Origin of the sequence: Lysinibacillus sp. KCTC 33748, assembly GCF_002237755.1 — a bacterium.
Lineage (GTDB): Bacteria > Bacillota > Bacilli > Bacillales_A > Planococcaceae > Lysinibacillus.
The window spans coordinates 258,743-284,914 of the sequence record NZ_MWSJ01000003.1 but is presented as its reverse complement, the minus strand read 5'-3'; the positions used below and the strand labels follow the sequence as shown (position 1 = coordinate 284,914).

The 26,172-nt window shown below is 37.8% G+C and carries 30 protein-coding genes; 5 read left to right on the top strand and 25 right to left on the bottom strand.

Annotated features, from left to right (window positions below; all coding sequences use genetic code 11):
- Positions 1-515 precede the first annotated feature (515 nt).
- The 4 genes from B1B04_RS07135 to B1B04_RS07120 all read right to left on the bottom strand — a co-directional run bounded on the left by B1B04_RS07135 (position 516) and on the right by B1B04_RS07120 (position 3,794).
- On the bottom strand, positions 516-1,100 hold the full coding sequence (locus tag B1B04_RS07135) for a hypothetical protein (RefSeq protein WP_240518229.1): 585 nt from the start codon (positions 1,098-1,100) through the stop codon (positions 516-518).
- Positions 1,101-1,291: 191 nt separating this feature from the next.
- Positions 1,292-2,359, bottom strand: a complete 1,068-nt coding sequence (locus B1B04_RS07130) for a D-alanyl-D-alanine carboxypeptidase family protein (RefSeq protein WP_079560734.1) — start codon at positions 2,357-2,359, stop codon at positions 1,292-1,294.
- 90 nt (positions 2,360-2,449) lie between these two features.
- The gene (gene scpB, locus B1B04_RS07125) at positions 2,450-3,043 is read right to left on the bottom strand and encodes an SMC-Scp complex subunit ScpB (RefSeq protein ID WP_079560730.1); all 594 of its coding nucleotides are present in this window, start codon (positions 3,041-3,043) and stop codon (positions 2,450-2,452) included.
- Positions 3,015-3,794 (bottom strand): segregation/condensation protein A, encoded by a 780-nt coding sequence (locus B1B04_RS07120; protein WP_079560728.1) that lies wholly within the window; start codon positions 3,792-3,794, stop codon positions 3,015-3,017. Before B1B04_RS07120 ends, scpB begins: the two co-directional genes overlap by 29 nt.
- A gap of 55 nt (positions 3,795-3,849) precedes the next feature.
- Here B1B04_RS07120 and B1B04_RS07115 point away from each other — a divergent pair, with 55 nt between their 5' ends.
- A complete protein-coding gene (locus B1B04_RS07115; RefSeq protein WP_079560725.1) occupies positions 3,850-4,356 on the top strand; it encodes a DUF309 domain-containing protein in 507 nt (168 codons plus the stop codon).
- On the opposite strand, the gene B1B04_RS07110 is transcribed toward B1B04_RS07115, so the two are convergent.
- From B1B04_RS07110 to B1B04_RS07050, 12 genes are all read right to left on the bottom strand, one after another.
- Positions 4,350-4,724, bottom strand: coding sequence for a GNAT family N-acetyltransferase (locus tag B1B04_RS07110; RefSeq protein ID WP_079560723.1), 375 nt, complete (start codon positions 4,722-4,724; stop codon positions 4,350-4,352). The genes B1B04_RS07115 and B1B04_RS07110 overlap by 7 nt on opposite strands.
- Before the next feature lie 199 nt (positions 4,725-4,923).
- Positions 4,924-6,243 (bottom strand): diaminopimelate decarboxylase, encoded by a 1,320-nt coding sequence (lysA, locus tag B1B04_RS07105; protein WP_079560721.1) that lies wholly within the window; start codon positions 6,241-6,243, stop codon positions 4,924-4,926.
- A gap of 235 nt (positions 6,244-6,478) precedes the next feature.
- A complete protein-coding gene (locus tag B1B04_RS07100; RefSeq protein ID WP_079560719.1) occupies positions 6,479-7,927 on the bottom strand; it encodes a spore germination protein in 1,449 nt (482 codons plus the stop codon).
- Between the two features lie 15 nt (positions 7,928-7,942).
- The gene (gene sigF / locus B1B04_RS07095) at positions 7,943-8,734 is read right to left on the bottom strand and encodes an RNA polymerase sporulation sigma factor SigF (protein ID WP_079560716.1); all 792 of its coding nucleotides are present in this window, start codon (positions 8,732-8,734) and stop codon (positions 7,943-7,945) included.
- Between the two features lie 10 nt (positions 8,735-8,744).
- The gene (gene spoIIAB / locus B1B04_RS07090) at positions 8,745-9,185 is read right to left on the bottom strand and encodes an anti-sigma F factor (RefSeq protein ID WP_079560714.1); all 441 of its coding nucleotides are present in this window, start codon (positions 9,183-9,185) and stop codon (positions 8,745-8,747) included.
- Positions 9,178-9,531 carry an anti-sigma F factor antagonist gene (spoIIAA, locus tag B1B04_RS07085; protein ID WP_079560712.1) on the bottom strand — a complete coding sequence of 118 codons (354 nt, stop codon included), beginning with the start codon at positions 9,529-9,531 and terminating at the stop codon, positions 9,178-9,180. The genes spoIIAB and spoIIAA overlap by 8 nt, the downstream gene beginning before the upstream one ends.
- 381 nt (positions 9,532-9,912) lie before the next feature.
- Positions 9,913-10,164 carry a hypothetical protein gene (locus B1B04_RS25575; protein WP_170938917.1) on the bottom strand — a complete coding sequence of 84 codons (252 nt, stop codon included), beginning with the start codon at positions 10,162-10,164 and terminating at the stop codon, positions 9,913-9,915.
- A gap of 240 nt (positions 10,165-10,404) precedes the next feature.
- Positions 10,405-11,655: a thymidine phosphorylase gene (locus tag B1B04_RS07070; protein WP_079560704.1), complete on the bottom strand. Its 1,251-nt coding sequence runs from the start codon at positions 11,653-11,655 to the stop codon at positions 10,405-10,407.
- A gap of 14 nt (positions 11,656-11,669) precedes the next feature.
- Positions 11,670-12,851, bottom strand: coding sequence for a phosphopentomutase (deoB, locus tag B1B04_RS07065; RefSeq protein ID WP_079560702.1), 1,182 nt, complete (start codon positions 12,849-12,851; stop codon positions 11,670-11,672).
- A gap of 75 nt (positions 12,852-12,926) precedes the next feature.
- A complete protein-coding gene (xerD, locus tag B1B04_RS07060; RefSeq protein ID WP_079560699.1) occupies positions 12,927-13,829 on the bottom strand; it encodes a site-specific tyrosine recombinase XerD in 903 nt (300 codons plus the stop codon).
- Between the two features lie 113 nt (positions 13,830-13,942).
- Positions 13,943-15,523 (bottom strand): zinc ribbon domain-containing protein, encoded by a 1,581-nt coding sequence (locus B1B04_RS07055; protein WP_079560696.1) that lies wholly within the window; start codon positions 15,521-15,523, stop codon positions 13,943-13,945.
- A complete protein-coding gene (locus B1B04_RS07050) occupies positions 15,523-15,945 on the bottom strand; it encodes a zinc ribbon domain-containing protein (RefSeq protein WP_079560694.1) in 423 nt (140 codons plus the stop codon). Before B1B04_RS07050 ends, B1B04_RS07055 begins: the two co-directional genes overlap by 1 nt.
- Before the next feature lie 138 nt (positions 15,946-16,083).
- On the opposite strand from B1B04_RS07050, the gene B1B04_RS07045 reads away from it, so the two are divergent.
- Positions 16,084-17,547, top strand: a complete 1,464-nt coding sequence (locus tag B1B04_RS07045; protein WP_079560692.1) for a TcaA 3rd/4th domain-containing protein — start codon at positions 16,084-16,086, stop codon at positions 17,545-17,547.
- Between the two features lie 43 nt (positions 17,548-17,590).
- Here B1B04_RS07045 and fur read toward each other — a convergent pair whose 3' ends face one another.
- The 3 genes from fur to B1B04_RS07030 form a co-directional block, all read right to left on the bottom strand.
- Entirely contained in the window at positions 17,591-18,055 is a 465-nt protein-coding gene (gene fur / locus B1B04_RS07040) for a ferric iron uptake transcriptional regulator (protein WP_079560689.1), read from the bottom strand.
- 301 nt (positions 18,056-18,356) lie between these two features.
- Complete coding sequence (locus B1B04_RS07035; protein ID WP_079560687.1) at positions 18,357-18,869, bottom strand: hypothetical protein; 513 nt, start codon at positions 18,867-18,869, stop codon at positions 18,357-18,359.
- Positions 18,870-18,942: 73 nt separating this feature from the next.
- On the bottom strand, positions 18,943-19,479 hold the full coding sequence (locus B1B04_RS07030) for an NUDIX domain-containing protein (RefSeq protein ID WP_079560686.1): 537 nt from the start codon (positions 19,477-19,479) through the stop codon (positions 18,943-18,945).
- A 76-nt stretch (positions 19,480-19,555) separates the two neighbouring features.
- Between B1B04_RS07030 and B1B04_RS07025 the strand changes: the two genes are divergently transcribed.
- Positions 19,556-20,455: an aldo/keto reductase gene (locus B1B04_RS07025; protein ID WP_079560685.1), complete on the top strand. Its 900-nt coding sequence runs from the start codon at positions 19,556-19,558 to the stop codon at positions 20,453-20,455.
- On the top strand, positions 20,452-20,922 hold the full coding sequence (locus B1B04_RS07020) for a VanZ family protein (RefSeq protein WP_079560683.1): 471 nt from the start codon (positions 20,452-20,454) through the stop codon (positions 20,920-20,922). Before B1B04_RS07025 ends, B1B04_RS07020 begins: the two co-directional genes overlap by 4 nt.
- A gap of 29 nt (positions 20,923-20,951) precedes the next feature.
- On the opposite strand, the gene B1B04_RS07015 is transcribed toward B1B04_RS07020, so the two are convergent.
- From B1B04_RS07015 to B1B04_RS07005, 3 genes are all read right to left on the bottom strand, one after another.
- Entirely contained in the window at positions 20,952-21,452 is a 501-nt protein-coding gene (locus B1B04_RS07015) for a GNAT family N-acetyltransferase (protein ID WP_079560681.1), read from the bottom strand.
- 308 nt (positions 21,453-21,760) lie between these two features.
- Positions 21,761-22,027: a YqkE family protein gene (locus B1B04_RS07010; protein WP_079560678.1), complete on the bottom strand. Its 267-nt coding sequence runs from the start codon at positions 22,025-22,027 to the stop codon at positions 21,761-21,763.
- Between the two features lie 22 nt (positions 22,028-22,049).
- Complete coding sequence (locus B1B04_RS07005; protein WP_079560676.1) at positions 22,050-23,234, bottom strand: acetyl-CoA C-acetyltransferase; 1,185 nt, start codon at positions 23,232-23,234, stop codon at positions 22,050-22,052.
- 256 nt (positions 23,235-23,490) lie between these two features.
- On the opposite strand from B1B04_RS07005, the gene B1B04_RS07000 reads away from it, so the two are divergent.
- The gene (locus B1B04_RS07000) at positions 23,491-24,462 is read left to right on the top strand and encodes an alpha/beta hydrolase (protein ID WP_079560673.1); all 972 of its coding nucleotides are present in this window, start codon (positions 23,491-23,493) and stop codon (positions 24,460-24,462) included.
- A gap of 56 nt (positions 24,463-24,518) precedes the next feature.
- Here B1B04_RS07000 and B1B04_RS06995 read toward each other — a convergent pair whose 3' ends face one another.
- The 3 genes from B1B04_RS06995 to sirA form a co-directional block, all read right to left on the bottom strand.
- Entirely contained in the window at positions 24,519-25,022 is a 504-nt protein-coding gene (locus B1B04_RS06995) for an S-ribosylhomocysteine lyase (RefSeq protein WP_094075077.1), read from the bottom strand.
- A gap of 147 nt (positions 25,023-25,169) precedes the next feature.
- Positions 25,170-25,388 carry a YneF family protein gene (locus tag B1B04_RS06990; protein WP_049668607.1) on the bottom strand — a complete coding sequence of 73 codons (219 nt, stop codon included), beginning with the start codon at positions 25,386-25,388 and terminating at the stop codon, positions 25,170-25,172.
- 102 nt (positions 25,389-25,490) lie between these two features.
- The gene (gene sirA / locus B1B04_RS06985; protein ID WP_053483154.1) at positions 25,491-25,916 is read right to left on the bottom strand and encodes a sporulation inhibitor of replication protein SirA; all 426 of its coding nucleotides are present in this window, start codon (positions 25,914-25,916) and stop codon (positions 25,491-25,493) included.
- Positions 25,917-26,172 lie beyond the last annotated feature (256 nt).

Here is a 26,172-nt window from a genome sequence, read left to right as displayed (position 1 = left end):
TAAGGTTATTTTTCCCGCTAATCTGTGAAAATTATGTCATACTTTTATGCATTATTAAAGAAAAACTAATTATGCGTAAGTATTTAAATTATTTGAAATTGTTTTTATCAACTAATTTCTGGATAATTTGCACTTAAATTTTAAGGGTCCTCTGCATAGTATAGGTTGATTTTCGTTCCGACCGGGTGCTTTCCTTGATGTGACCGGATTTTGAACTGTCCCCAGGACTGCATGACAGGGCGACACGATGTCGGTCATTTTAGTAATGCCACAGGACGTGACGTTCTTACACTGAGTTCCTCTATTTCTATTGGTGTCTGGTCCCCATTGAAAGAGAACCACGTTCAATGGTAGGAGTATTCTGCAGAATGAAGAAAGTAATAAGTTTTAACAAATGTCATCCTAACTTTTGGCGTATTCTAATTTTAACCAAGCCTCCCCATTCAATTTGCTATCGGTCTTGAAATCTTTATAAAACATAAAAGCTACCCAATTTGGGCAGCTTTTCATAATTTCTAGGTTTCACTATATTTATTTTCAATTCTAAGCCCATATGTACTTAATTCTTTATTAATAAATTGCTTCGCACTTGATAGCTTTCCTGATAAAGATAGTTCAATTGTTGAACCATCTTGTAATGAGAAAATCAATTTTTCTGGTGCACTCACACCATTCTTTTCTACAATCGTCTGTTCAACCTTCACAATATCTTCCCAGCTTATATAATCTTCTTGCAAACTAAAAAGATGATTCATATGAAGTCCTTTTGTATCAATGTATTGATAGTTATTAATACATAAAAATATGAATGCGCCAGCAATTATAAACGATGTTCCCACGAGTCCTCGTTGAATAATTATCCTTTTTTTCGTTTTAGGTTCCACTAAAAAATTGACTAATAACGTGACCGCTAACATGATCATTACTACCATCAATATAATATAGGCTGTAAAAAAAGGATCAAAGAAATAGGATTCCTTAGGTCTAAAGAACAACTCTTGAACAGGATATAAGAAAATAACAGGAGCAATAAAGCTAGACAAGAATAAAATTATTATGACCCCTATTTGATATTGCCTACTGTCTGATTTAGTCATCATAAATACTTATCCCCTTCGTAGATATTTTAAAATTCAGAATCTTAAATCAAAACCACTCGAATTTATTTTACCTTATTATTTCTCATTTGTTAAATAAATCAAAATGATTTCGAACGCTATCGTAATATAACGGAAAGGTACTGGCATTGACACACAAACGTTATCTCATAAAAAAAATCAGCGTATCGCTTTTAACGATCCGCTGATTCAACTTTTACTGGCACTGCATAAATACGCTCTTCACCGATAAAGATGGATAGTACACCTTCCATACGTTTTCTAGAAACATGCAATACTTGCCTTACACTTTCTTTTTCTTCTTTATTTAATTGCAAACGAATCGGTTGCTCTAAGCGAATAGATAGGTTTTTATTAACTTTATATTTTCCTTTTTTCACTACTGTCTCAAGGCTGTAATCTCCCCAAACCTTGTTAGCTAAACTCCGATGCATATTCCAATCATCGGATTCATTCAATGTGACCACAATACACGTTTGCCCGTCCTTTTGGAAGGCGGTTGCAAGTGTCCGCCCAGCTACCTTTGTAAAGCCTGTTTTCCCGGCAAATGCTGAACCTTTTGCTGTTTTTAATGCACTGACAGGTTGTGTCTCATCGTCTATTTCGATAGCAACCCCAGATCCTTCTCGTACTAAACGGTGCTTATTTTCCCATAACATCCCGTTTTCAGTTTTGGCACGATATAACACTGTGGAGGCAATCTTCTTGAAAGTTTTATTTTGAAGAGCTATTCTCAACATTTCAGCAGTATCTCTCGCTGACGATAAATGCTCATCATGATGCAAGCCAGACGGGTTCATAAATACTGTATTTGTGAGGCCAGCCACAACAGCCCGTTCATTCATTAACTTTACAAACCCTTCTACCGATCCTCCAACATGCTCTGCTAAAGCTGTTGCAGCGTCATTTCCTGATCGTAGCATCAAACCATATAACAGTGTTTCTACCGTTACTTTTTCCCCTGCCTGCAAGTAAATAGACGAGCCCTCAGACGTTGCAGCCTTTGGTGAAATAACCACTTCATCTTGAAGATTGCTATTTTCAATAACAACGAGTGCTGTCCACATTTTTGTTAAGCTTGCAATTGGTAACCGGGCGTCGCTATTAGATTCATATAAAACACGACCCGTATCACCATCTAAGACAGCATATCCGCTACCACCTCGAGCCAAACTGGTTTGTGGAAGCATTAACATTACCACGACTATCATGAACAATATTAAACGTACTAACCGTTGCAACAAGCCACTCCTTATTAAAAGTAATAGGAAAATATAGATTATATTTATGTTTCAAGCTAAGCTTTATACCTATAACTCATTCCGAACTTTTTACTTTACTCCACTGAAGGTTTCCTGGAATTTAGTCATAAATAAATCTGTTTCTTGCTCTGCTTCAACTAGCTCATCTTCAGGTAAAGACGGCATTTCTTCTATACTATTTAAACCAAAGTAGTTTAAGAATTCTTTCGTTGTACCATATAAGATTGCACGTCCTGTCCCTTCTGAGCGACCCACTTCCTTAATTAACCCCCTAGAAGCGAGAGTCTGTATTGGTCTTTCACATTTCACACCACGTAAATCTTCAATTGTTACACGCGTAATCGGCTGTTTGTATGCCACGATCGCCAATACTTCAAGTGAAGCTTGAGATAATGATTGAGCAGTTGGATTTTCTACTAATCTTTGTATCGTATCTGCTAGTTCAGGTTTTGTTATAAGCTGATAAACGCCAGCTATTTCTTTTACCGTTATTCCTCTAGATCCATCTTCTTCATAGGTCGTTTTCAATGCTTCCATTTTCTCTACGACTATCTCTTCCGGTTCTACTAAAAGTTGTGATAATTGTTTAATAGTTAAACCATCGTCTCCAACAACAAATAATAAGGATTCTATTTTACTCTGTAGCATCATTGTTTTCGTCATCATCCCATTCCTCCTTCTGTAATGTAACTGTTAATTCTTCAAAGTTACCATCTTGCTCTACGATGACTACCTGACGTTTCATCAATTCAAGAATAGATAAAAACGTCAGAATAAGTGTTGGCTTATCTTCATAGGGAAATAGCTCAAAAAATGATGCACGTCCACCAGTAAATCGTAATGAATCGACAACCGAACGCATTTGATCTTTCACAGAGCGTTCCTGTCTTGCAACAGTTGTCTTTAGTGGTTTTTTTAATTTTTTTCGACGCATTAGTTTTTGAAAGGCTCCAAGCATGTCATAAATGTTGACGTTCAAATCAAATAACGCCATTTGCTCATCTGAGGCTAATCCAGATAAATCTGCTGGTGGCCGTGTAAATACCTGTGCCCGATCTGTTTCAAGCTCTTGCAGGCTACTTGCTGCTTCTTTATATTTCTTATACTCTATTAAACGTATTACTAGTTCTTCACGAGGGTCTGGACCGTCGACTTCTAATTCAGCTTCGTCAAGCTCACCTTCATGGATTGGCAAAAGCATACGACTTTTAATAGCCAATAATGTTGCTGCCATCACTAAATATTCACTAGCCTCATTTAACTCCAGTACTTGCATAGCATGTATATGGTCGATATATTGTTGAGTAATTTCTGCCATTGGAATATCATAAATATCAATTTCCAATCTGTTAATTAAATGTAATAATAAATCAAGAGGCCCTGAAAAGGCTTCTAATTTCACTTCATAAGACATTGTTTTACCACCCTGAGATTATATGTTCTTTTAGTATAGTAGAAAGGAGTCTAAAATGCATCCACAGCACCATACTTTATTTATCGACTACTGTTCTTTTTTCAATGGTAATCACGATTTTTTTGAATGCCATGAAGTCCTTGAAGAATACTGGAAAGATATTGCTCCAGGTGATAAAAAGCACCCACTCGTTGGATACGTACAGCTTGCAACCGGTTTATATCATTGGCGACGAAACAATTATATTGGCGCTGCGCGAATATTAGAAAAAGCACTCAAAAATTTCCAATATAATAAGGGACATTTATTTTTTGATGAAATTGACTACGAAATACTACTAACTCAACTAGCAGACGCACTTTCTGCTACCCAGAAGGGCAAGTCCTTTCAAGCATTTCAGCTTCCTCTTTCACCTACATTGGAGGAATTAGTATTTGCTCGCATGAAGCTTTTACCATCAAGTAGCTCTAACTATCTTCTTCATAAACATATGCTTCGAGATCGCTCACATATTCTTGCGGAGCGTCAAGAAAGCAAACAAAGAAAAAGCAGACGTCAATGATCGTCTGCTTCTCCATCGATACAATTTATACATTTGTGAACAATATTACGTGTTTCCTCCGTTGCAAGCACACTTTCATACTGACCAAGTTCTGCCACTTCCTGTAGCATTTCCTTCGCAATACCTTCACCTCTATAAGAAGGGACAACGGAAACATGTTGAATCGTAGCTATATTATCATTGTGTGTTACAAGTCCAACAATGCCAACATACTCGTCGTTCTTTTTCCATAAATATAAAACCCAATTATTATCATTTTCATAGGAGTGGATTGTCTCTTTGAGCTTTTTTATGTCTTTTTCGTTAGGCATAAACGAGAGTAGCCCCATTGCTATTTTCTCGAAAGCTTTCTTATATCGAATTAACATATTTGTCTATTCCCTCATTTTCTAGCTGTACATAATCTTTGATTATCCTACACGATTTGTACTTTTACCGCAAGTCCATTTCTGTCTTACGAACCAGGTCCGAGAATACCTTTAGACGCCAATACCCAATAGACAACGCCCCACAACAAAATAAAAGTTGAAATGGACGCTAGTAATACCCATTTGTTTTTTCTCATATTTACTCACCCTTTTTTAACGTTAGCGGGAGATCGTTTTGTACAATATCTTCATAACTTTCGCGTCGAATTGCTAATTGATGTTTGCCATCTTCTACAAATACAACTGCTGGTCGTGGCACACGATTGTAGTTACTCGCCATAGAATATCCATACGCACCAGTACAGAAGATTGCTAGCACATCACCAGAAGCTGCTTCCTGAAGCTTAGCATCAATAATTAATTTATCACCTGATTCACAAAGTTTACCAGCCACTGTATATGTTTCACTTTTCGATTCATCTGCTTTACTCGCAATGACCGCTTCGTACTTCGCATCATATAAAGCCGGACGGATATTATCACTCATACCACCATCGACAGCAATATATTTACGAACATTAGGTACTGTTTTTTGTGAACCAATTGTATAAAGAGATGTTCCTGCATCCCCTACAAGTGATCGCCCTGGTTCAATCCAAATTTCTGGCATCATTAGACCAAGTACAGTCGCTTTAGTCTTTACAACTGTAATCATATCCTCTACATATACTTGTGGCTCAAGCGGTGCATCTTCCTCTGTATAACGAATTCCGAAGCCCCCACCTAAGTTTAACACAGTACACGTAAAATCGTGAGTCTTGTTCCAATCCGAAATTTTATCAATTAGTTTTTCTCCTGCTAAACCAAAGCCCGCTGTGTCAAAAATTTGAGAGCCAATATGGCAGTGTAATCCTAGAAGTTCTAGGTATTCATGCTTAAAAGTTTGTTGGAAAGCCTCATCTGCTTGACCATTATTTAAGTCGAAGCCAAATTTTGAATCCGCTTGACCTGTCGTAATGAAATCATGCGTATGTGCCTCCACACCTGGTGTGACACGTAGTAAAATACGCATTTTTTGCTGACGGCGCTCTGAAATTTCTTGTAAAAGTTGAATTTCATAGAAGTTATCCACGACAATACAACCGATTTTTGAGTCAAATGCTAATTCTAGTTCAGCAATGCTTTTATTATTACCGTGGAAATGAATGCGCTCCGGAGGGAATCCAGCTTTTAAAGCTGTAAATAATTCTCCACCAGAGACAACATCTAAAGATAGATTTTCTTCTGCCGCTAATTGGTACACAGCTACACATGCAAATGCTTTTGAAGCATAAGCTACTTCTGCTTTTACACCTAGTTTTTTAAACGTATCTATAAAGCCGCGTGCACGCTTACGAATAAGTGCTGTATCATACACAAATAAAGGTGTACCATATTCTTTTGCAAGCTCTAATGTATCTACCTGTCCAATCGTTAAATGACCATCTTCAGAAATCGCTTGTGTTCCATATAAATGCATGTGCATCTCTCCCTTTTCACATCGTTCCATCATGCGATACATTGCACCCCATTTTAGAAAGATTTCGGGCAATTTAGCCTACAATCCTTATTTAGAGGGATATTGCTTCATTCAACAAGTTGCACATGTGTTTTAACATGTGGTGAACCTTTTGATGAATGAAGACAATTTTCGCAAAAATCACAAAATACTATATGTGAACTTTATCACATGAAAAAAACGAGTGCAACGGCTTCTATGATCTTTTTCGCTGTTGGGAGTCAACAACATATGGCCTCAATGCATCTGCTGTCATTGGGAAACGAATAAGTACGCGAAGCATCGCATTTGGGAAGAACGGAATAAGTGGCCATAAATACGGCGCTTGCATCGGACGTAATGAACATAAATACGTAAACAATATAAATATCCCAATAAATAAACCATTAACTCCCCAAATTCCAGTCATTATTAACAGCAATATTCTAAAGAGTTTAATGGAGATACCCAGCTCATAAGACGGAATAATAAATGTCAGAATAGCTGAAACCGCTGTATATAACACAACTTCCGGCGAGAATACCCCAACATCAATAGCAATCTGACCAATAGTTATACCCGCAACCAACCCCATCGCAGTGGATAATGGTGATGGGGTATGAATGGCGGCCATCCTCAAAAATTCTATCCCAATATCGCCAATAAGTACTTGTAGCAAAAGTGGGATATGTGATTTTTCCTTAGCACCTAAAAAGGATAGCTCATCTGGTAAATGTATCCCGTGTGTTGCAAATAAATACCACATAGGCAATAATAATAAACCCGTAAACGCCCCAAAATAGCGCATAAAACGGACAAAGGTTCCGACTGATGGTGCCTGCCTATACTCCTCCGCATGCTGCAACAAATGAAAAGCAGTTGCAGGTACGAGAATGACAGAAGGTGACGTATCGACAATAATGGCTATATGGCCTTCAAGTAAATGGGCTGCGGTAATATCTGGTCGTTCCGTATAACGTACAAAAGGAACTGGATGAAACTTCTGTTTAAACAGCCATTCTTCTAGTGATTTATCCGTCATAGTCAAACCATCATGATGAATTTGCGCAATGCGATGTCGCAATTTATCGAGCGTTTCATCATTCGCAATACCTTTTATAAACGCTAGAGCGACATCGGTTTGACCGATTTCGGATATTTTATGTAGCTCGAAACGTAAATTACTATTGCGAATTCGTCGACGAATCAAAGCAGTATTTTGAGAAATACCTTCAACAAAGCCATCCCTAGATCCACGAATAACCTTTTCATTGTCAGGCTCCTCAGGGGTACGACCCGGATAGCTTCGTATCTCTGCAACATAGCCGTAACCACCTTTAGTTATAAAGACTACCTGTCCACTTAATATGGCTAATAAAATGGCTTCACGTTTGGTTTCCTCTGAACGACCTTGGTAATTGAAATAGGCTTCAAAATACTCCTTTTCATCCTCAATATCAACGTCCTCATCAGGTAACATATTAGAGAGTAATTGTGTTAACACAACTCCATCCACAAGTCCGGTTACATATGCGCAAAGAACCGGCAAATCTTTGACAAATAGATGCTTTATACTAATGTCAAATGATTCGCCGTCTCCAAACTGTTCTTTAAGAAAATCTTCGGCTTCTTCTAAGCTGTTAAATAGTTTATCTTTATCTGTCATGCTGTCACCATTTTCTTAAATGTCTTTTTTTACTTCTTCCTCTTCAACTGTGGCACTTGTGGCCATCCAAGTTTTCAATTGGGCAAGAATTTTTTTCTCTAATCGTGATACCTGAACTTGTGATATACCTAGCCTGTTGGCAATTTCAGTTTGGGTACAATCTGAGAAATATCGTAAATAAATAATGGATTGCTCTCTAGGCTCAAGCCTTGTGAGTACCTCTTTTAGTGGAATATAGTCAAATGGCTGCTCAGATTTTTCGTCCTTCATCTGATCCATTAATGTAATAGAATCCCCTTCACTCTCATACAATTGTTCATGCAAGGAAGCTGGATCTCTCAATGCATCTGAAGCTGTTACAATTTCCTCAGTTGTAACATCAAGAACCTGCGCTAATTCATGTATGGTTGGTGGATGCTCATTATTTTTAATAAATTCATCAGTTGCATGACGAATTTTAAAATTAAGCTCACGAATAGAACGGCTAACCTTCACCATTCCATCATCCCTTAGAAAGCGCTGAATTTCTCCGATGATCATTGGTACAGCATATGTCGAAAATTTAACATCATACGTTAGATCAAATTTATCCACAGACTTCATAAGCCCAATGCATCCAATTTGAAACAAATCCTCGAGCTCCACGCCCCTGCTTGTAAAGCGTTGGACAATAGACCACACAAGCCTCGTATTCCCTTCAATCATTCGTTTACGAGCCTCATGATCACCCTGTTGTGCACGTGCAATTAAATCTCGCATTTCTCCCTGTGACAATAGCTTATCGGACGACTGTTCTAGCGGCTTCACAATCGCATCCTCACATTACCGGTGTGCGAACCGAGTAAAATTTCTTCGTAAATGTGACGGTTGTACCTTCTTGCCACTTAGACATGACTGTCAACTGATCTGAAAAACTATCCATAATGGTAAAGCCCATACCTGAACGTTCCATCGCGCTTTTCGTCGTAAATAACGGCTCCATTGCTTGGCTTACATCCGCAATGCCAATACCTTTATCCAAAACAGACACCGTTACAATATCATCCTCACGTTTTGCATGAACTGTAACAACGCCCTTACCATCCTCTTCATAACCGTGAATAATGGCATTAGAAACGGCCTCTGAAACAACCGTTTTAAATTCGGATAGCTCATCAATAGTTGGATCTAATTGTGCGATAAATCCTGTCACAGCTACACGCGCTAAGGCCTCATTTTCACTAATTGCTAAAAAAGTTAATGTCATTTCGTTATCCATTTACAATCCCCCTAACTCGATCAATTGCTTCTTCTTCTGTTGCTTCCATCATCCACGGCCCTAAACCTGAAAATTGAAATACTTTTCGCATTGTCGGCGATGGATTCAATAATATCGTCCGCCCAGCGACTGCCTCTAACTCACGCATCCGACCAAGCACTAAACCTACACCTGAACTATCCATAAAAGAAAGCCCCTCTAAATTCCAAATAATAGTTGTTACAGTACCTTGAAAAATTGCTGTAGAAATTTTAGCTCGAATTTGCTCTACCGCATGATGATCGAGCTCCCCAAATAAACGTATAACCACTGTCTCTCTTGTTACCATTTCTAACTGAAAATGCATGAACATCGCCTCCTCCTCGTGCAATTCCACATTCAATGTGGTGATTCCTTGCGGCTGACAGAACTAGTGCAAAGTCTTCCGAAATAGTGGCAAATCGACATACTTATAGCTTTTTAGGTTAATTGCAGTATGGGATAAATCAACATTTTTTAAACATAGCTGACACTTTTCATAAGAATTATTATTATGTTAGAGGCGTGAGTAGAAATTTGGCGGGGGTGGGGGTGGCCGCCGGAGCAGGGGTGGGCGGAGCGGGGATGGCCGCCGGAGCAGGGGTGGGCGGAGCGGGGATGGCCGCCGGAGGTAGAAGTTTTGTCCGATGGAGCGGGGATGGCGGTTCTATCCACGTTTTTGGCTGCTCTATCCACGTTTTTGAACGTTCTATCCACGATTTTGGCTTTTCTTCCTTTGTTCTGACTTCTTTCCATCGTTTCGGCTTTTCGTTTCGTCGTTTCGGCTTTTCATTCCGTCGCTTTGGCTTTTCTTCCTTTGTTCTGACTTCTTTCCATCGCCCTGACTTCTTTCCGTCGCTTCGGCTCTTCTTTCCGTCGCTTTGGCTCTTCTTTCCGTCACATCAGCATTTCTTTCCGTCGCTTCGGCTTTTCGTTCCGTCGGTTCGCCACTTCTTTCCATCGCTCTGACTTCGTTTCGCCGTTTTAACCGTTCTAACCACGGCTTTGACCATTCTATCCACGACTTCAGCTTTTCTTCCGTCGCCTGGACTCTTCTTTCCGTCGCTCTGGCTTCTTTCCGTCGCTTCAGCCCTTCTTCCCGCCGCTCTAACTCTCCGTTCCACCGCTTCCCCCTTCGCTTTTCAGAACAAAAAAAAGCGAGAATCCCCTTTTATTAAAGAGAATTCTCGCTTCATAGTATTTATGCAATTGTATAAGCTTTCTGTACTTTTTCGATTGTTTCCTCATCAATTTGACCATTTGAATATAAATAAGCAATCGTCTCGCCAGTACGAACTTGGTCGCCTTTTTTGGCAACTAATTGGATACCGGCATCATAGTCAAGCACTGATTCCTTCGTTAATCGGCCTGCACCAAGACCTACGCTAGCTTCTCCGATTAATAGTGCGTTAATCGTACCTACAGTACCTTCAGCAGATGCTTTAACAGCTATTTTATTTGCTGTGTCTTTTTGTAGGATATCTGCTAAATCGCCGCCCTGTGCTACGATAAATTCCTCGAATTTTGCAGCGGCTGAACCATCTTCTAATACGCGTTTAACAGCTGCTGTTGCTTCAGCCTCATTCACTCCAGCTGCAACTTGATACATCAGCGAAGAGATAATAATACATTCATCTAGCAGATCTTCGTGCGTTTCGTCCATACGTCCACTTAATAAAGCAACTGCTTCTACTACTTCAAGCTTATTGCCAATCATTTTACCTAGTGGATTATCCATATCACTAATATGCGCGACTACTTTACGTCCTAGCTTTTCACCGATTGCAGTCATCGTATCAGCTAAAACTTGTGCTTCTTCTTCTGTTTTCATAAATGCACCTGAGCCACATTTAACATCTAGTACAATACCGTCTGCACCACTTGCTATTTTCTTACTCATGATAGACGCGGCAATAAGTGGAGTGGAATCGACAGTACCTGTCACATCTCGCAACGCGTACAATTTTTTGTCAGCTGGTACAAGGTTGCCTGTTTGACCAGCAACTGCAATTTTATGTTTATTGACATTATCGATAAATTCTTGTGATGAAAGCTCTGTTTTAAAGCCACGAATCGATTCTAATTTATCGATTGTCCCACCTGTAATGCCTAGACCCTTACCACTGAATTTTGCAACAGGAATATCAAGTGCAGCAATGATCGGAGTGACAATTAGTGTAACTTTATCACCTACACCGCCAGTTGAATGCTTATCAATTTTAAAACCTTCAATAGATGATAAATCAATAACATCTCCAGATTCTATCATTGCTTTTGTTAAATAAAATGTTTCATCATATGTCATGCCCAATAAACGGATTGCCATTAGTAGGGAACTTGCTTGATAATCAGGAATTGCACCAGTAGTGTAACCCTCTACAAAATACTGTATTTCAGCCTGAGATAGCTCTTTACCTTGCTTTTTCTTTTCAAACAGCTGTGCCATATTCATATCTATAATCCCCCTTACTTCAGATCATTCAAGAAGCTTTTACCAAACTTTGGTGCTTCTACTTTGAAGTTTTCTGCAACTGTTGCTGCGATATCTGCAAAAGTTTCACGTAGTGCTAGCTCACTACCACCATTAAAGCGTGGTGAATAAACAATTAACGGTACATATTCACGTGTATGGTCTGTCCCTGGGAATGTTGGGTCATTTCCGTGGTCCGCTGTAATGATTAGTAGATCATCTTCTGTCATTACCTCTGTAATTTCTGGTAATCGTGCATCAAATTCTTGTAGTGCGTTACCATAGCCTATAGGGTCACGACGATGCCCAAAATTCGCATCAAAGTCTACTAAGTTTAAGAAGCTTATACCATGGAAGTCACGACGTACTACCTCTGCAAATTTATCCATACCATCCGTATTATTTTTCGTACGCACTGCATCAGTAACGCCTTCACCGTTGAAAATATCAGAAATTTTCCCGATTGCGATAACGTCTAAACCTGCATCCTGTAAGACATTCATCGTTGTACGACCAAATGGTTTTAACGCATAATCATGACGATTAGAAGTACGCGCGAAGTTTCCTGATGTACCGATAAATGGACGAGCAATAACACGACCAACTAAATATTCTGGTTGTAATGTTAGCTCACGAGCAATTTCACAAATTTTATATAATTCCTCTAATGGAATAATTTCCTCATGTGCAGCAATTTGCAAAACAGGGTCAGCAGAAGTATAGACAATAATCGCTCCTGTCTCCATATGCTCCTTGCCAAAGTCCTCGATTACTTGTGTTCCGCTTGCAGGTTGATTGCAAAGAACTTTGCGACCTGTACGTTTTTCAAGCTCTGCAATAAGCTCTGCTGGGAACCCATCCGGATATACCTTAAACGGTTTATCAATATTCAATCCCATAATTTCCCAGTGACCTGTCATCGTATCTTTACCAACAGATGCTTCTTGCATTTTTCCGTAGAATGCTTTTGGTTTGTCAGTAGCTTGTATACCTTGTAATGGTTCAATATTTGCTAAGCCGAAAGACTCCATATGTGGCATTGTAAGACCATTCATTTTTTCAGCGATATGTCCAAGAGTATGTGAACCTACATCTCCAAAATTCGCTGCGTCTGGAGCTTCACCAATTCCAACTGAGTCCAATACAACTACATGGATTTTCTTAAATGGTTTATTCATAATTTTACCTCCTACTCTCATGTCTCTATTTTACCAAAAAAGCTCGAAAAATAAAGGTCAGACCTCCTACTAATTTTAAGCACGTGGATGAAATTGCTTATAAACCTCTGATAGTCGGGATTTACTAATATGTGTATAAATTTGTGTTGTGGAAATATCCGCATGCCCAAGCATCTCCTGTACTGCACGTAAATCCGCACCGTTTTCCACTAAATGTGTTGCGAAGGAATGGCGTAATGTATGTGGCGTTAGTTCATGTTGGATGCCTGCTTTTAAAGCGTGCTCCTTCATTAATTTCCAACAACCTTGCCTTGTTAAACGTTTTCCTCTTTGATTAATAAAAAAAGCATCCGTTTTTGGGTACTTTCCTTGTAATTGACTCCGTGCGCCATCTAAATAAGTACTTAATGCAGAAAGCGCGCTTTTTCCAAGGGGAATGATTCGCTCCTTGCCTCCCTTACCAAAAACACGCACAAAGCCCATCGTTAGGTGAATATCAGTTAAATCCAATGCAATTAGCTCACTAATTCGCATCCCTGACCCATATAATAGTTCTAGCATTGCCACATCCCGAATGCCCTGTGGCTTGCTGCGATTTGGTGACGCTAATATAGCTTCAATTTCTTCAATCGAGAGGACATTTGGTAGCTTTTGCTCAATGATTGGCATTTCTAAATGAACTGTCGGATCTGTTTCAGCTCGCTTTTCTCGAAGTAAAAATTGGTGGAAACTACGAATAGAGGAAATATGGCGGGCAACAGTACGACTTGTCTTTCCTTGCATTCGCAACTGCTCTAAATGACGCAAAATGGTCGTCCTTTCCACTTTACGAAAATCAGACATCCCTTCCGTTTCCCGCAAAAAATTCACGTAATTTTCTAAGTCTCGGCGATAGGATGCTAATGTATTATCAGATAATTGTCGCTCTACTTGGATAAAATGGATATAATCCTCTATTGCATATTGAAATTCATTCATCATAGCGCCCCCTTAACATTCTACTATCTTCCATATTAACATGTTCAATAAACCAAATGCTTGCTCTACAAAAAAAACCTCCCTTCACGCATCGTGTAAGAGAGGTAGTCTATTTATTTTTTTAATTGATACTGTCGCAAATAACCACCTGCGGCAAAACTTGCTGAAGAGACGATCAAAACAAGTAAAGCTGTCAAAATGATTTCAAATGAAAATGAAAACTGGATGTAACCATCGGAAGCTGCAAAATCGAGCTGGATATTCACAAAATAAATAATCATTAACTGTAACGCTGTGAACATACCTGCAAAAATTAAACATTCTTTCCAATTCATACGATGGACAATATATAATATATAGCCAGCTGCACTAATCAATACGATCGTAATTAGTACTAAAATAAATGATGGCAATAACGAATATTTTTCCCCTTCAAATAAACTATTATAAAAATAAGACTGATATACTTCAGATTTTTCATTATCAAAAAGGCTGTAAGTGATGTTCTCTGAAAAACCATCTAGTGATGTATTCATATGCAGCTTTGAAAAGAACGTACATATCCAATTCCAAGTTCCCATATAAATACTGCTAAAAATTGAAACAGTTTCTGATTCTAAAACCTTTTTATCCAAACTAAAATAAATGTTTGAGAAATTAATAAGCAACCCAATAAATGTAATGGCTACAGAAAACATAGCATACTGCACATATTTTACTTGATAGCTCAATTTTTCAAAAATAGATTTATTAAAATAAGTTAAAATTGCAGCAAACCCAAATATTACAATTGATAAAATAGTCGCTGAGAAAATCATATCCAAAGCTGAATAATCCATTGACGCCTCAATCATAAATAGCCCTTTAGTTTCTACTTGACCAAGCTTTGTACTGAACTTTGATATGAAAGAGACAACTAACATCACAATAACATACACAATTGTTGAATAAACAATCCCTTGATATAAAGACCAATTTTTTTTACGTGCAAGAATACCGTAAATAACACCACCTATTGCTAAAGCAATAAAAGGAATGAGCATTAGCCCAAATAACACATTGTCCATAGATATATGTATAGAATTATTAGTAAAACCTGCGTCTAAAACAACATTCCATTCTGCTTTAACATTATGAACCACTGTCACTAAGCTTGGAAGTGAGAGTATTTTAGGTATACTTAGTTTGATACCAGACTCCTTATATATCTTATCCTCTAGCTCTGAAGGGTCACTCATAATTGCTTTAACGATTGCTGATTGTTCATGATCTAAATCAGCCGTTACTACATCTAGAAAGCTATTTTTCGCAATGAATGTAAACATAAATATTAACAAAATGGACACAACAATAGGAACAAAAAATAATGGGTTATTTTTAAAGAAATTCACTTTTTCCTTTGATGCATTCTTTAATTCTTGACCTTTTATATTCCCCATGTTTGGTACATTCACATTTTTTAACGTTTCGCTTATTACCTTATTGAATGTCGTTTTTTGCTCAACTCTTTTAATAGTTATCTCACCACATTGACTACAAAACGAGCCTGATTCTTCGTTTTTTGTGCCACAAGATAAGCAAAAATCATTCGTTGCATATGTATGTTTAAATGGCTCTTTCTCAATAACCCCATTTGTTTTAGGGCAATATGTAAAATAATTGGGATGTTGCTCGTGACAATGCCTACAAGTCATTATAGTGCCCCCTGTTTCATTCCACAGCATGGACAAAATAGAGCAGATTCATGTATTTCTTCAGAACAGCTTTGGCATGATTTATACACAGTATTTGGATCAATATAAGTAGGATTCAATGTACCACAATTCCCGCAGAATTTTGCATTCTCGCCAAGTTGTTGCATGCATTTTGAACACTGTTGTGATGCCGCGTTTATATTTGTTATCTGCTTACCATATCGGTAGATTAAGCGATCCTGCGACGCAATCCCCAAAGAAATTTCTGACAATTCATCATGATTGAGTTTTTGATTTAATAATTGTAAATGAACCAATTCTCCTAATTTAACAATCAGTTCCATTCGCTTATCTTTCGCCAATCTCAAGCCATTTTTTAAATCCTTCAACTCCATTGTACTTATATCTTTCATTTCAATCATATATACACTTCCTTCACTATTTCTGTTGTTATCATCCCTAATAGTATCCATTTTTTATTATTTTTTCAATAAGTTATTCTTTATTCTTCCATTTTACATGGTATATTTATATTATATTTACAAAAAAGGAGTTTTATAATGCGCGAATGTCAGAGTTGTGGAAAACAAGTAATATCGAACGAGAAATTTTGTTTAGAATGCGGTACTAAACTCTCACCTACTCGTTCTGAAGAATCAGAAATTATAGCAAACATCCCTAAACAACAAAGCTATTTCTCTGAAACATCCCACAAAAAAGAACCTATGAGCACAACAAAAAAGGTTATCATTAGTAGTATTTTTGCTATACTAGCATTGCTAATCGGTGGGCATTTTATTATTAAAAGCCAGATAGACCCTAAAAAACAGCTAGCTGATTTGAACAATTATTTTTCTGATGAAAATTATGAAAAATTCGCCCAATCATTCCGATTTCCTGAAGATACAATCATTGATAATAAGGCATTTTATAACTATATGAAGGATCAAAATTGGACAAAAAATATTAATCCTGTGTTAGAGGAAAATTTGAATGAATATATGGAAAAAGGATATACCGAACCTGTAACAAATAAGGATGATTCGAAACTAATTACGATAAAAGAAAACAATTTCTTAATATTCTACAAAAAATATACATTTGATATTCAACCAATTGAATTAAGTGTACATACTATTAGTCCAGTTAAACTTGACACAAAATTTAAATTAGGGGAATTGGTATCTACTGATTTATCTAATGAAACAGAAAAAATTGGTAAGTTCGCCCCTGGAATTTACAATTATAGTTTAGCGTTAAAAGATGAATATTTTCAAAATGAAATTAAAGATCAGCTAATAATTTCTAATAATGAAGAGAACAAAAAGATGCTTTCAATAGATCTTGCAGATTATCAGGTACATCTTACATCTGATATTGAAGATGCAATTGTATTTATCAACGGAAAAAGTACGGAAAAAAAAGCACAAGATGTTAAGCTTTTCACTGCAAAACTAGATGATTCTGTTAAAGTACATGCTGTTAAAAAAGGACAAGATGGTCAAGAAGAGAAATCCGAAATAATAACATTAAATAATCCGCAACATCATCTTCAATTTGGCTCTATACAGACTAAACAAAGAGCTGAAGCCGAAAAAAAAGCAAATCAACAAGCATTGGATACTTTCCTTTCTGAATATGAAGACGTGGCTCGCTCCCTCTTCTATGATTTTCGTAATAACTACAAGTACGCTTTAGATAATGCTGATTTTAGTTATGTTCAGGATTATTTTTTAGAGGGTACACAAATACGAAGAGATTACAGTAAATTCGTAACGGATCATATCACATTTGATTACTATTCCTATGATTTTAAGTCTAATATGATTGACAAGGTATATGCTACGGATCCATCCACAATCATTCTTGATTCGACGGAAATTTTTGATTTTTACCTAACAGAAGATGGTACTTGGTCATACCAGCGCGAAAAACGTTACACAATGAAACTATCAAATAATAGATTACTGATTACAGACATCCAAGACCGTTCAAAAGTTATTAAAACTAAAATTTCAGATTAAAAAAACGTCCCAAAAAGTCATAAAACTTTTTGGGACGTCTTTTTTACTTTTCTTCTGATACTTCGTCGTTTTTATCATGACAGCGCCAGCAAATGCCGTGGAAAGTTAATCGATGGTCCTTTATAATAAAATTCCAACGTCTTTCAACAACGGCTTCCACATCTTCAAGTAAATCTTCCTGAATTTCATCAACCGCACCACATTCGATACAAACAAGATGATGGTGGAAATGCGCAGCTCCCTCTTGGCGTAAATCATAGCGTGAAACGCCATCGCCAAAGTTGATTTTGTCGACAATTTTGAGCTCAGTTAGTAATTCTAACGTTCTATAGACAGTCGCTAGACCAATTTCTGGTGCTTTTTCTTTTACTAAAAGGTAAACATCTTCTGCACTTAGATGGTCTTCCTCGTGCTCAAGCAGTACAGCAACTGTTGCTTCTCGCTGCGGCGTCAGCTTATAACTAGCACTATGCAACTGTTTTTTTATACGATCTATTCGGCTCTCCATGTGACGCCCCCCTAAACTCTTCCCATTATACCAAAGGAATAAATCCTATTACAAGGTAGTGAGTAGATTTCGAATTTGCTTTTGTATGTTTTTACCTGACAATCAATTATGCCTCGGCATAATTGCGTCCGGAGGCTTTGGGCCAACGTGATGTTGGTCACTCAGTCGTCACCACAGAACGTGGCGTTTTTAGACTGAGTTCCTTTATTTCAGCGAATGTCTTTTGTACCGAAAGCGTAGCGACAGGTACAGATTTTAGGACACCAGCTGAAAGAAGTTAAATTCCCGTGAATTGTATCTATTATTTAATCACATAAGAAATAACAATAAACTCAGCCACTATTATGATGAAAAATGCGAAAAAATTCAACAAAATTGTCCGACCATGTATCATTTTTCCGATTTTTCTTTTTGACCAAGCTGGTACAAGTAAATTACATAGGACTAGCAACAATATACAATAGATGAGCTGAAATGGAAACCACCAAATCGTATAAACCCAGAAAGCTTCAAGTTTTTGTAATAAAAAAACCGAGCTAAAGCCAAAAAAGGTTGCTCGTATCGCCACTGTAACACGTACTAAAACCTTCAGGAGACTATGTGTTGCAAGCAATAATATAAGAGCGATTGAAACAGCAACAGGTAACACTAAACGAAATAGAGAATGCCTGTCCCCATTTATTAAACGAGGCTCTATAAATGAAATAAAAGGCTCCGCATTCGGCCCACCAATAATATGAAATAAGATAACGCCACAAACGAAACTCACCGCAATAATAGATGCGTGATAAAATATAGACACCGTACGAGACATAAACATGCTCCTTTTCTATCAAGGTTTGTACAGCTTATGCTCGTCCGCTTCTATTATGCAAAAGATTATTATCTTATTGTGCTGCAAGCCAAAGTACTGCAAACGCTGTCTTAGCATCGTATATACGCTCATCTGCAACCATTTGCCTCGCCTCTTCCAACGAAACTTCTACTAATTCGACAAATTCATCCTCATCTAGATCTGCTTTGTTTTCAATTGTATATAAATCTTTTGCTACAAATAGATGGATGATCTCATCTGCGAAGCCCGGGGATGTTGCAAACGCTTGTAAATACGTTAAGCTTTGTGCACCGTAACCTGTTTCTTCCTCCAGTTCACGTCGCGCCGTCACAATCGGCTCCTCACCAGGTTCAAGCTTACCAGCTGGAATTTCAACAATTGAACGTTCTAAAGCTTTGCGATATTGCTCCACTAATACTAACTTTCCTTCATCGGTAACAGCAATAACTGCCACCGCACCAGGATGTTTAATAATCTCCCTTTTTGCAACATTACCATTCGGTAAAGTGACATCGTCAACTTGAAATTTCACAATTTTCCCGTCATAAATGGATGTAGTCTTTGTCGTTTTTTCTTCAAACTTTTTCATTGACTATAACCTCGCTTGTTCTTCAGATATGTTCATTGTACCATTACAAGTAGAGAAATCGAAGGAGGGCATTAGTATGAAAAGAAGACAGCTTGGCTCAAGTGAATTGTTTATTTCAGAGATTAGTTTAGGGGGCATGTCTCTTTCGACAGATAAGATAAAGGCTTCTAAAATCGTCGATATGGCATTAGATGCAGGCATTAATTACATCGATACAGCCGATTTATATGATTTTGGGGCAAATGAAGAAATGATCGGCGCTATTTTAGGAAAGCGTCGTCAAGATGTACTAGTCGCGACGAAAGTGGGTAATCGATGGACAGAAGGTGTAGAAGGTTGGCATTGGGATGCATCTCCGTCCTATATAAAGGAGGCTTTACACGCTAGCTTAAAACGTCTAGGTACTGACTATATTGATGTTTACCAGTTACATGGCGGTACTATAGAGGACGATTGGGATGGAATTATCGACACTTTTGAAGATTTGAAAAAGGATGGATTAATTCGAGAATATGGTATTTCCTCTATTCGACCAAATGTACTAAAGCGTTTTTTACCAGCAAGCTCTGCAAAAAGTGTCATGATGCAATATAGTGCTTTAGATCGTCGTCCAGAGGAATGGCTCGACTTTATCGCAAAAGAAGGGGCTTCCGTTGTAACGCGTGGGACTGTTGCAAAGGGGTTACTAACGAATAGTTGGAAAGAACGTTTACAGCGTGTCAATGGCTTTAACACTTACACAGCGGACGAATTAACTGCAACATTAACAGGTTTAGCTTCACATTATGACGATTTACATGCACTAGCAATCGCTTCTAATCTAAAGGAATCTACTATCGCCTCAACAGTAATCGGTGCAAGCTCACAAGAACAGCTGGCGCAAACACTAGCTGCCTATGAAAAAATTGATTCGATAACAGATTTTAAAGCTATCAAAGAGCTAACGAAAGCCGAACAATATATGGATCACCGATGAAAAAATGGCTTATCTTAATCGTATTTTTAGTAGTACTTGCGATTTCCTCTAGTATGACCTATGAACAACAGTCTATTATTCCTGAATTAGAGCAGATATTAGCAAATAAGCCGTTTGAAAAGCAATTATCTGTTTTAAAAATTCCTTATTGGGATACAGTTGTTTCCGTTGAAGAGCGTGGTTACTTTAAGTTTGTAGAATTTTTAATTCGGAAATTCACGCATTTTGCTGGATTCGGCTGCATCGCACTTGGCATTTACTTTGCATGGGGAAAGCGTCGATTTGCCGCAGGAATCGCTATTGCCGGGACAGCTATTATTGCAACGCTTGATGAGCTACGTCAAAGCTTCACACCCGGACGCACGATGAGCGGACAGGATGTTATTTTGGATACCGCTGGAGCAGTTGTATTTGTTGGGATTGTCGTGTTGATGAGGAAGATATTTAATAGACAAAGGGCGCGTTAAAAGCACCCTTTGCCTTTTAATTGATATTATTAGAATCTCCAGAAATATAGTTTTTCAGATTCTGAATATAACGTTGCACCTGCTTTTTGTAATACTTTATGGGAGGCAATATTATTTTTATCAGTGTCAGCAATCACATACTTAACATGAGATTGACTAAGTAACCAATCTTTCATCACCCTAACAGTTTCCGTCATGTATCCCTTTCCCTGATACTGTGGAAATGTATAATATCCGATTACGACTTCACCTTGCTCATTCGGTAGACCTTTTAACATAATGCCACCAACGATACAGTTTTTTTCTTTCGATACGATTACCCAATTCGTGTACCAAATATAATTTTCTTCATCTTCTAATACTTTTGATAGTCTAAACTTCAAAGCTTGTCTTAATTCTTCATCAAGAAAAACTTCATTACTACTCACTGACAACTCTATTTCCAATGTCTTTTCTTCATTAATTAGTAAATCTAAATACTTTGCGTTCAATGGGATTACTCTTAATTTTTTCGTGCTTAATTCAATCATTTTTTTCTCTCCTATCTTAGATTTATCTAAAACTATTAAGAGATATATGTATTGGCAGCGTCTCCCGTTTTTTATTTTTTAAATAATTTTTGAACTAATCACCATATAGTGGGTTGATTTCAACCTTTGGTGATTATTTCTAATTTTATCAATAAATCAATAATATAGTAATAATAATTTATCTCTAAAATTGAGCAAGGAGGATAATTATTCCGATAAAAACATAAATAATTCCGATAAATCTTCGAATCTTTCCGATAAAACATAAAAACAGTGAATCCGCATGCATTTGGATTCACTGTTTCTCTTTAGAATTTCGAGCCTTTATCGCCGTATTCGTTTAGTAGTTCTTCAAACGATTTGTTTTTTTCGCGTTGCTTGCGCTCAAAGGCTAGCTTTGCTTGGCGCTCTTCTTCAGCGGCTTGTTCTTTCACTGTTAAATCTTGCTTTGCAGCTTTTAATTTGGCTAGTACGTCACCGCCTAGTTGATCGGCTAATGTCACTGCCTCCTGCTTTGGTAGACTAGCTGTTACGCTACTATCCACGCGTTGCTGCTGTTTTCGTTTTTTCCCCATTACTTTCACCTTCTTATTCACTTCAAGGGCGCTTGACAATTGTTGCTACGCCTTGCCCACCGCCGATACATAGTGTTGCCAGACCTGTTTTAACATCACGCTTTTCCATCTCGTGTAAAAGCGTTACTAAAATACGTGCTCCACTTGCACCAATTGGATGACCAAGGGCAATTGCTCCCCCGTTCACATTTAGTTTATCATGATTAAAGCCTAGTTCGCGATCTACAGCAATCGATTGAGCTGCAAAAGCTTCATTCGCTTCAATTAAATCTATATTATCTAATGTCACATCAGCCTTTGCTAATGCTTTCTTTACTGCCGTTACTGGACCTGTTCCCATAATAGCTGGGTCAACACCTGCGCTTGCATTTGCTGTAATTAGTGCCATTGGTCGAATGCCTAGCTCTTCCGCTTTTTCTTTCGACATGACAACGACTGCCGCTGCGCCATCGTTAATGCCTGATGCATTTGCAGCCGTCACAGAACCATCCTTCTTAAAGGCAGGACGTAGTTTAGATAGAGACTCAGCTGTAACGCCTTGACGCGGGAATTCATCCTTATCAAAAACAATAGGATCACCCTTGCGCTGAGGAATTTCAACCGCTATGATTTCATCGCTAAACTTTCCTGCTGTAATTGCCGCTTCTGCACGCTGTTGTGAACGTGCTGCAAAGGCGTCTTGTTCCTCACGAGAAATCTCATAGACATCACATAAATTTTCAGCTGTAACGCCCATATGGTAGTCATTAAAGGCACACCATAATCCGTCATGAATCATCGTATCGACTACTTTTTGATCCCCCATGCGGAAGCCTTCTCGTGCATTTTTTAATACATACGGTGCTTGGCTCATATTTTCAAAGCCACCTGCAACGACAATATCCGCATCCCCTGCTAAAATGGCTTGCGTCGCTAAGTGAACAGCTTTTAGTCCTGAGCCACAAACTTTATTAATCGTTAATGCAGATACTTCATGTGGTAAACCTGCTGCAATTGCTGCTTGACGAGCTGGATTTTGTCCAAGCCCAGCTGATAAGACATTCCCCATAATGACCTCGTCAACTTTTTCACCTGCTACACCAGCACGTGCTAATGCTTCTTTAATAACTATGCTCCCTAATTTTGTCGCTGGTACGTCCTTTAATGTTCCTTGGAATGAACCAATAGCTGTACGTACTGCACTTACTATTACTACCTCATTTGTCATAAACATTCTCCCCTTTTCCCCGTTCAAAAATGAACACTGCATGCATATGCTACTAGCAGATATATCTATTTTAACAAATATTTTGACGATTTTCGATAATAGAAATAATCGCAGTTTTGCCAAAGATATTGTAAAATGTTGACGTGTTTTAAACAATCTCAGTTGGGAACATTACAATTAAGCAAAGTGCATACATACGTAAGATGTCATTTGTATGCCTAGACAACAAAAGAAACAGGACGTGGAGGTGTTAATAATGAAAAAGAAAATGCTTTTATTTTCAGGTATAACGACGACGCTTGCCGCAGCAGCAACAGGTCTGTTTGGCTTCGCGCTCTCCAATAAATTAATGTTCATTAAGCAAAAGGATCCTGAATTTGTTCGTGAACGGGAAACGACTGCAAAACGTTTTGACGAAGCTTGGTACAATAAAAATTTAAAATGTGAATTAAATATTGACTCTCCAAATGGATATACGATTCGCGGTATTATGTTTCAACCTTTGGAAACAAATAATACCATCATTATTTGCCATGGCGTAACGGAAAATAAAATTAACTCCGTCAAATACGCTCGACTTTTTGAACGACTTGGTTACAATTCCGTTATTTTTGACCATCGTAGGCATGGGGAAACTGGTGGGAAAACGACTAGCTACGGCTATTATGAAAAAAATGACCTTGACGCAGTTGTTAAAACTATCCAGGCGATGATTGGGGAAGACGCTCTTCTTGGTATTCATGGTGAATCGATGGGTGCCGCAACAATGCTCCTATATGCAGGAATTGTAGAGGACGGTGCAGATTTCTATATTTCTGATTGTGCGTTCTCTGATTTTTCAATGCTGTTAAAACAAATTGCGAAGACCGAATTTAAATACGGTTCGATTATTCCAATTCGTTTTGCCGATTTCTTCGTCCGCTTGCGAGACGGTTATTCCTTTAAAAGTGTGACTCCTTCTGAAGCTGTAACAAATATTAAAAAGCCAGTACTCTTTATCCATAGTATTCCTGATACATTTATCCCAGCTTCCATGTCACTGGATTTATACAATAAAAAAACTGGACCTAAGAAACTACAGCTATTTGATAATGGTGCTCATGCACAATCCTTTAATGAAAATATGGCTGAATATGAGGATTTAATCCATGATTTTTTAGAAAACTTCATCTACCAAAAAATTAATCGTGATTCTTCTTCGTCCAATGTCATTCCATTTCATTTTTGAAAGAAGCTACGAAAAAAGGCAGAAATGTTGATATAACAACTTTTCTGCCTTTCATTTTATTCTGCAAAAACGATATGCCATTCATCACGTTTTGCTAAAAATTCTTTAGCTAACGCTTGCGCACCCTCTAGACTATGGCTAGCGGCCCATCCGCATTGCACTTCATTGCACGCTGGGACTGCAGTGGCCTTAGTTACATCTGTAAATGTTTTTTCTAAAATATTCAATAAGTCTTCGTAATCATTGTGATTGATTAGTGATACATAAAAGCCCGTTTGGCATCCCATTGGACTGAAATCAACAATGTGGTCAGAGTAATTGCGGATAATGTCTGCCGATAAATGCTCTAAGGAATGTAATGCAGGCATTTGCATATGCTCTTTATTAGGCTGTTTAAAACGAATATCATATTTGTACACTTCATCGCCATTTTTCCCTGTTTTAACACCTGCTAAACGTACATATGGCGCTTTTACTTTCGTATGGTCTAAATCAAAGCTTTCAACATTTGTTTTTTCTTTCTGCAATGCACACAACTCCTTTAAATAGAATATTTCCATTATAACGAGTTTTCCGATAGAATTATATGTTTTTTACAAATTATTTATATTATTCACAAAAATCGATATAATCCGAAGATTTGTCTCTGAAATAATTAAAAAAGCAACTGGCCCAAGCTTGGACTAGTTGCTTTTTAAAAATTCCAATTATTTTTGGAATTTATTCATTTGTGACATCATTTGGCGTACTTGCTTTTCAGACGGCGTACGACCCATCTGCGCCATCATCATACGAATCATTTGTTCGTTAATCGGTGGGTTTTCTTTTAAATATTTCATCATAGCTTGACGAGCTAAAAAGAACCCAAGTGCCGCGCCCGCTGCTAATGCGATTATTACAATAATAATCCAGCCCCATGTAGGCATACAACCAACCTCCTCCACTACAATATATACCGAGAAAAAAACTCTCCACGCTCCATTATACACCAAATATTAGCGTGTTACTATATATTGTAGTGAAATTTCCTAATGCATTGTATACTTCATTGGCTTTAGCCACCCACACTCATTATCTTGTTTATTAAATGCAATAAAGCGTTCACTCATCTTTGCAAGCATTTGGAATAGATCCAAATCAAGCATCCGTGAACCCTCACAATAGACACAAATTTTGCGTTCCACTAAATAAATAGCCATTTTTCCTTTTATAGGATGTTCTAAAAATAATGCATTACGAGCTCTCTCTAAATGTGCATACTTGGAATCTAGTTGCGCCTCTAGCATCGTAGCTATCTCATCAAAGCGAACGGTTTCACATATATATGCAAGTTCTTTTAAGGATTTCTCGTTAGCGTCTTCACAGCCTTGCATCATCTCTAACAACTTACGCTCTCTGCCAAAAATAAACGTTAAATGCTCTTCTTTTATTTTATATATGGAATAGGTTCTCACTAGAAATCCTCCTTCGCTCATTTCTTTTTTATAAGTATAGCTCATCCAAACTCTTTAATTTGTCAAAAGAAGGAGGCATTCATCTTCTATTTTTGTCGAAAACTTTCTACTTTCAGTTCTATTAATTACATTATGGCTAATTGCATTTTCGCTTTTTTTTATAGTACTTAGAATACTCTCAGCCTCAAGACCTAGAGTAAAATCAATTTCCAGTCCGTTTTAGCAAAGCGCGCTAATAGGTAATATAAAGGTATCA

What these genes read in the sequence shown, in the direction of transcription:
- B1B04_RS07135 (WP_240518229.1), bottom strand. Translation starts at nt 1,100, where the DNA reads ATGATGACTAAATCAGACAGTAGGCAATATCAAATAGGGGTCATAATA.
- scpB (WP_079560730.1), bottom strand. Translation starts at nt 3,043, where the DNA reads ATGACGAAAACAATGATGCTACAGAGTAAAATAGAATCCTTATTATTT.
- B1B04_RS07120 (WP_079560728.1), bottom strand. Translation starts at nt 3,794, where the DNA reads ATGTCTTATGAAGTGAAATTAGAAGCCTTTTCAGGGCCTCTTGATTTA.
- B1B04_RS07115 (WP_079560725.1), top strand. Translation starts at nt 3,850, where the DNA reads ATGCATCCACAGCACCATACTTTATTTATCGACTACTGTTCTTTTTTC.
- B1B04_RS07110 (WP_079560723.1), bottom strand. Translation starts at nt 4,724, where the DNA reads ATGTTAATTCGATATAAGAAAGCTTTCGAGAAAATAGCAATGGGGCTA.
- lysA (WP_079560721.1), bottom strand. Translation starts at nt 6,243, where the DNA reads ATGCATTTATATGGAACACAAGCGATTTCTGAAGATGGTCATTTAACG.
- B1B04_RS07100 (WP_079560719.1), bottom strand. Translation starts at nt 7,927, where the DNA reads ATGACAGATAAAGATAAACTATTTAACAGCTTAGAAGAAGCCGAAGAT.
- spoIIAB (WP_079560714.1), bottom strand. Translation starts at nt 9,185, where the DNA reads ATGGATAACGAAATGACATTAACTTTTTTAGCAATTAGTGAAAATGAG.
- spoIIAA (WP_079560712.1), bottom strand. Translation starts at nt 9,531, where the DNA reads ATGCATTTTCAGTTAGAAATGGTAACAAGAGAGACAGTGGTTATACGT.
- B1B04_RS25575 (WP_170938917.1), bottom strand. Translation starts at nt 10,164, where the DNA reads ATGGAAAGAAGTGGCGAACCGACGGAACGAAAAGCCGAAGCGACGGAA.
- B1B04_RS07070 (WP_079560704.1), bottom strand. Translation starts at nt 11,655, where the DNA reads ATGAATATGGCACAGCTGTTTGAAAAGAAAAAGCAAGGTAAAGAGCTA.
- deoB (WP_079560702.1), bottom strand. Translation starts at nt 12,851, where the DNA reads ATGAATAAACCATTTAAGAAAATCCATGTAGTTGTATTGGACTCAGTT.
- xerD (WP_079560699.1), bottom strand. Translation starts at nt 13,829, where the DNA reads ATGAATGAATTTCAATATGCAATAGAGGATTATATCCATTTTATCCAA.
- B1B04_RS07055 (WP_079560696.1), bottom strand. Translation starts at nt 15,523, where the DNA reads ATGACTTGTAGGCATTGTCACGAGCAACATCCCAATTATTTTACATAT.
- B1B04_RS07050 (WP_079560694.1), bottom strand. Translation starts at nt 15,945, where the DNA reads ATGATTGAAATGAAAGATATAAGTACAATGGAGTTGAAGGATTTAAAA.
- B1B04_RS07045 (WP_079560692.1), top strand. Translation starts at nt 16,084, where the DNA reads ATGCGCGAATGTCAGAGTTGTGGAAAACAAGTAATATCGAACGAGAAA.
- fur (WP_079560689.1), bottom strand. Translation starts at nt 18,055, where the DNA reads ATGGAGAGCCGAATAGATCGTATAAAAAAACAGTTGCATAGTGCTAGT.
- B1B04_RS07035 (WP_079560687.1), bottom strand. Translation starts at nt 18,869, where the DNA reads ATGTCTCGTACGGTGTCTATATTTTATCACGCATCTATTATTGCGGTG.
- B1B04_RS07030 (WP_079560686.1), bottom strand. Translation starts at nt 19,479, where the DNA reads ATGAAAAAGTTTGAAGAAAAAACGACAAAGACTACATCCATTTATGAC.
- B1B04_RS07025 (WP_079560685.1), top strand. Translation starts at nt 19,556, where the DNA reads ATGAAAAGAAGACAGCTTGGCTCAAGTGAATTGTTTATTTCAGAGATT.
- B1B04_RS07020 (WP_079560683.1), top strand. Translation starts at nt 20,452, where the DNA reads ATGAAAAAATGGCTTATCTTAATCGTATTTTTAGTAGTACTTGCGATT.
- B1B04_RS07015 (WP_079560681.1), bottom strand. Translation starts at nt 21,452, where the DNA reads ATGATTGAATTAAGCACGAAAAAATTAAGAGTAATCCCATTGAACGCA.
- B1B04_RS07010 (WP_079560678.1), bottom strand. Translation starts at nt 22,027, where the DNA reads ATGGGGAAAAAACGAAAACAGCAGCAACGCGTGGATAGTAGCGTAACA.
- B1B04_RS07005 (WP_079560676.1), bottom strand. Translation starts at nt 23,234, where the DNA reads ATGACAAATGAGGTAGTAATAGTAAGTGCAGTACGTACAGCTATTGGT.
- B1B04_RS07000 (WP_079560673.1), top strand. Translation starts at nt 23,491, where the DNA reads ATGAAAAAGAAAATGCTTTTATTTTCAGGTATAACGACGACGCTTGCC.
- B1B04_RS06995 (WP_094075077.1), bottom strand. Translation starts at nt 25,022, where the DNA reads ATGGAAATATTCTATTTAAAGGAGTTGTGTGCATTGCAGAAAGAAAAA.
- B1B04_RS06990 (WP_049668607.1), bottom strand. Translation starts at nt 25,388, where the DNA reads ATGCCTACATGGGGCTGGATTATTATTGTAATAATCGCATTAGCAGCG.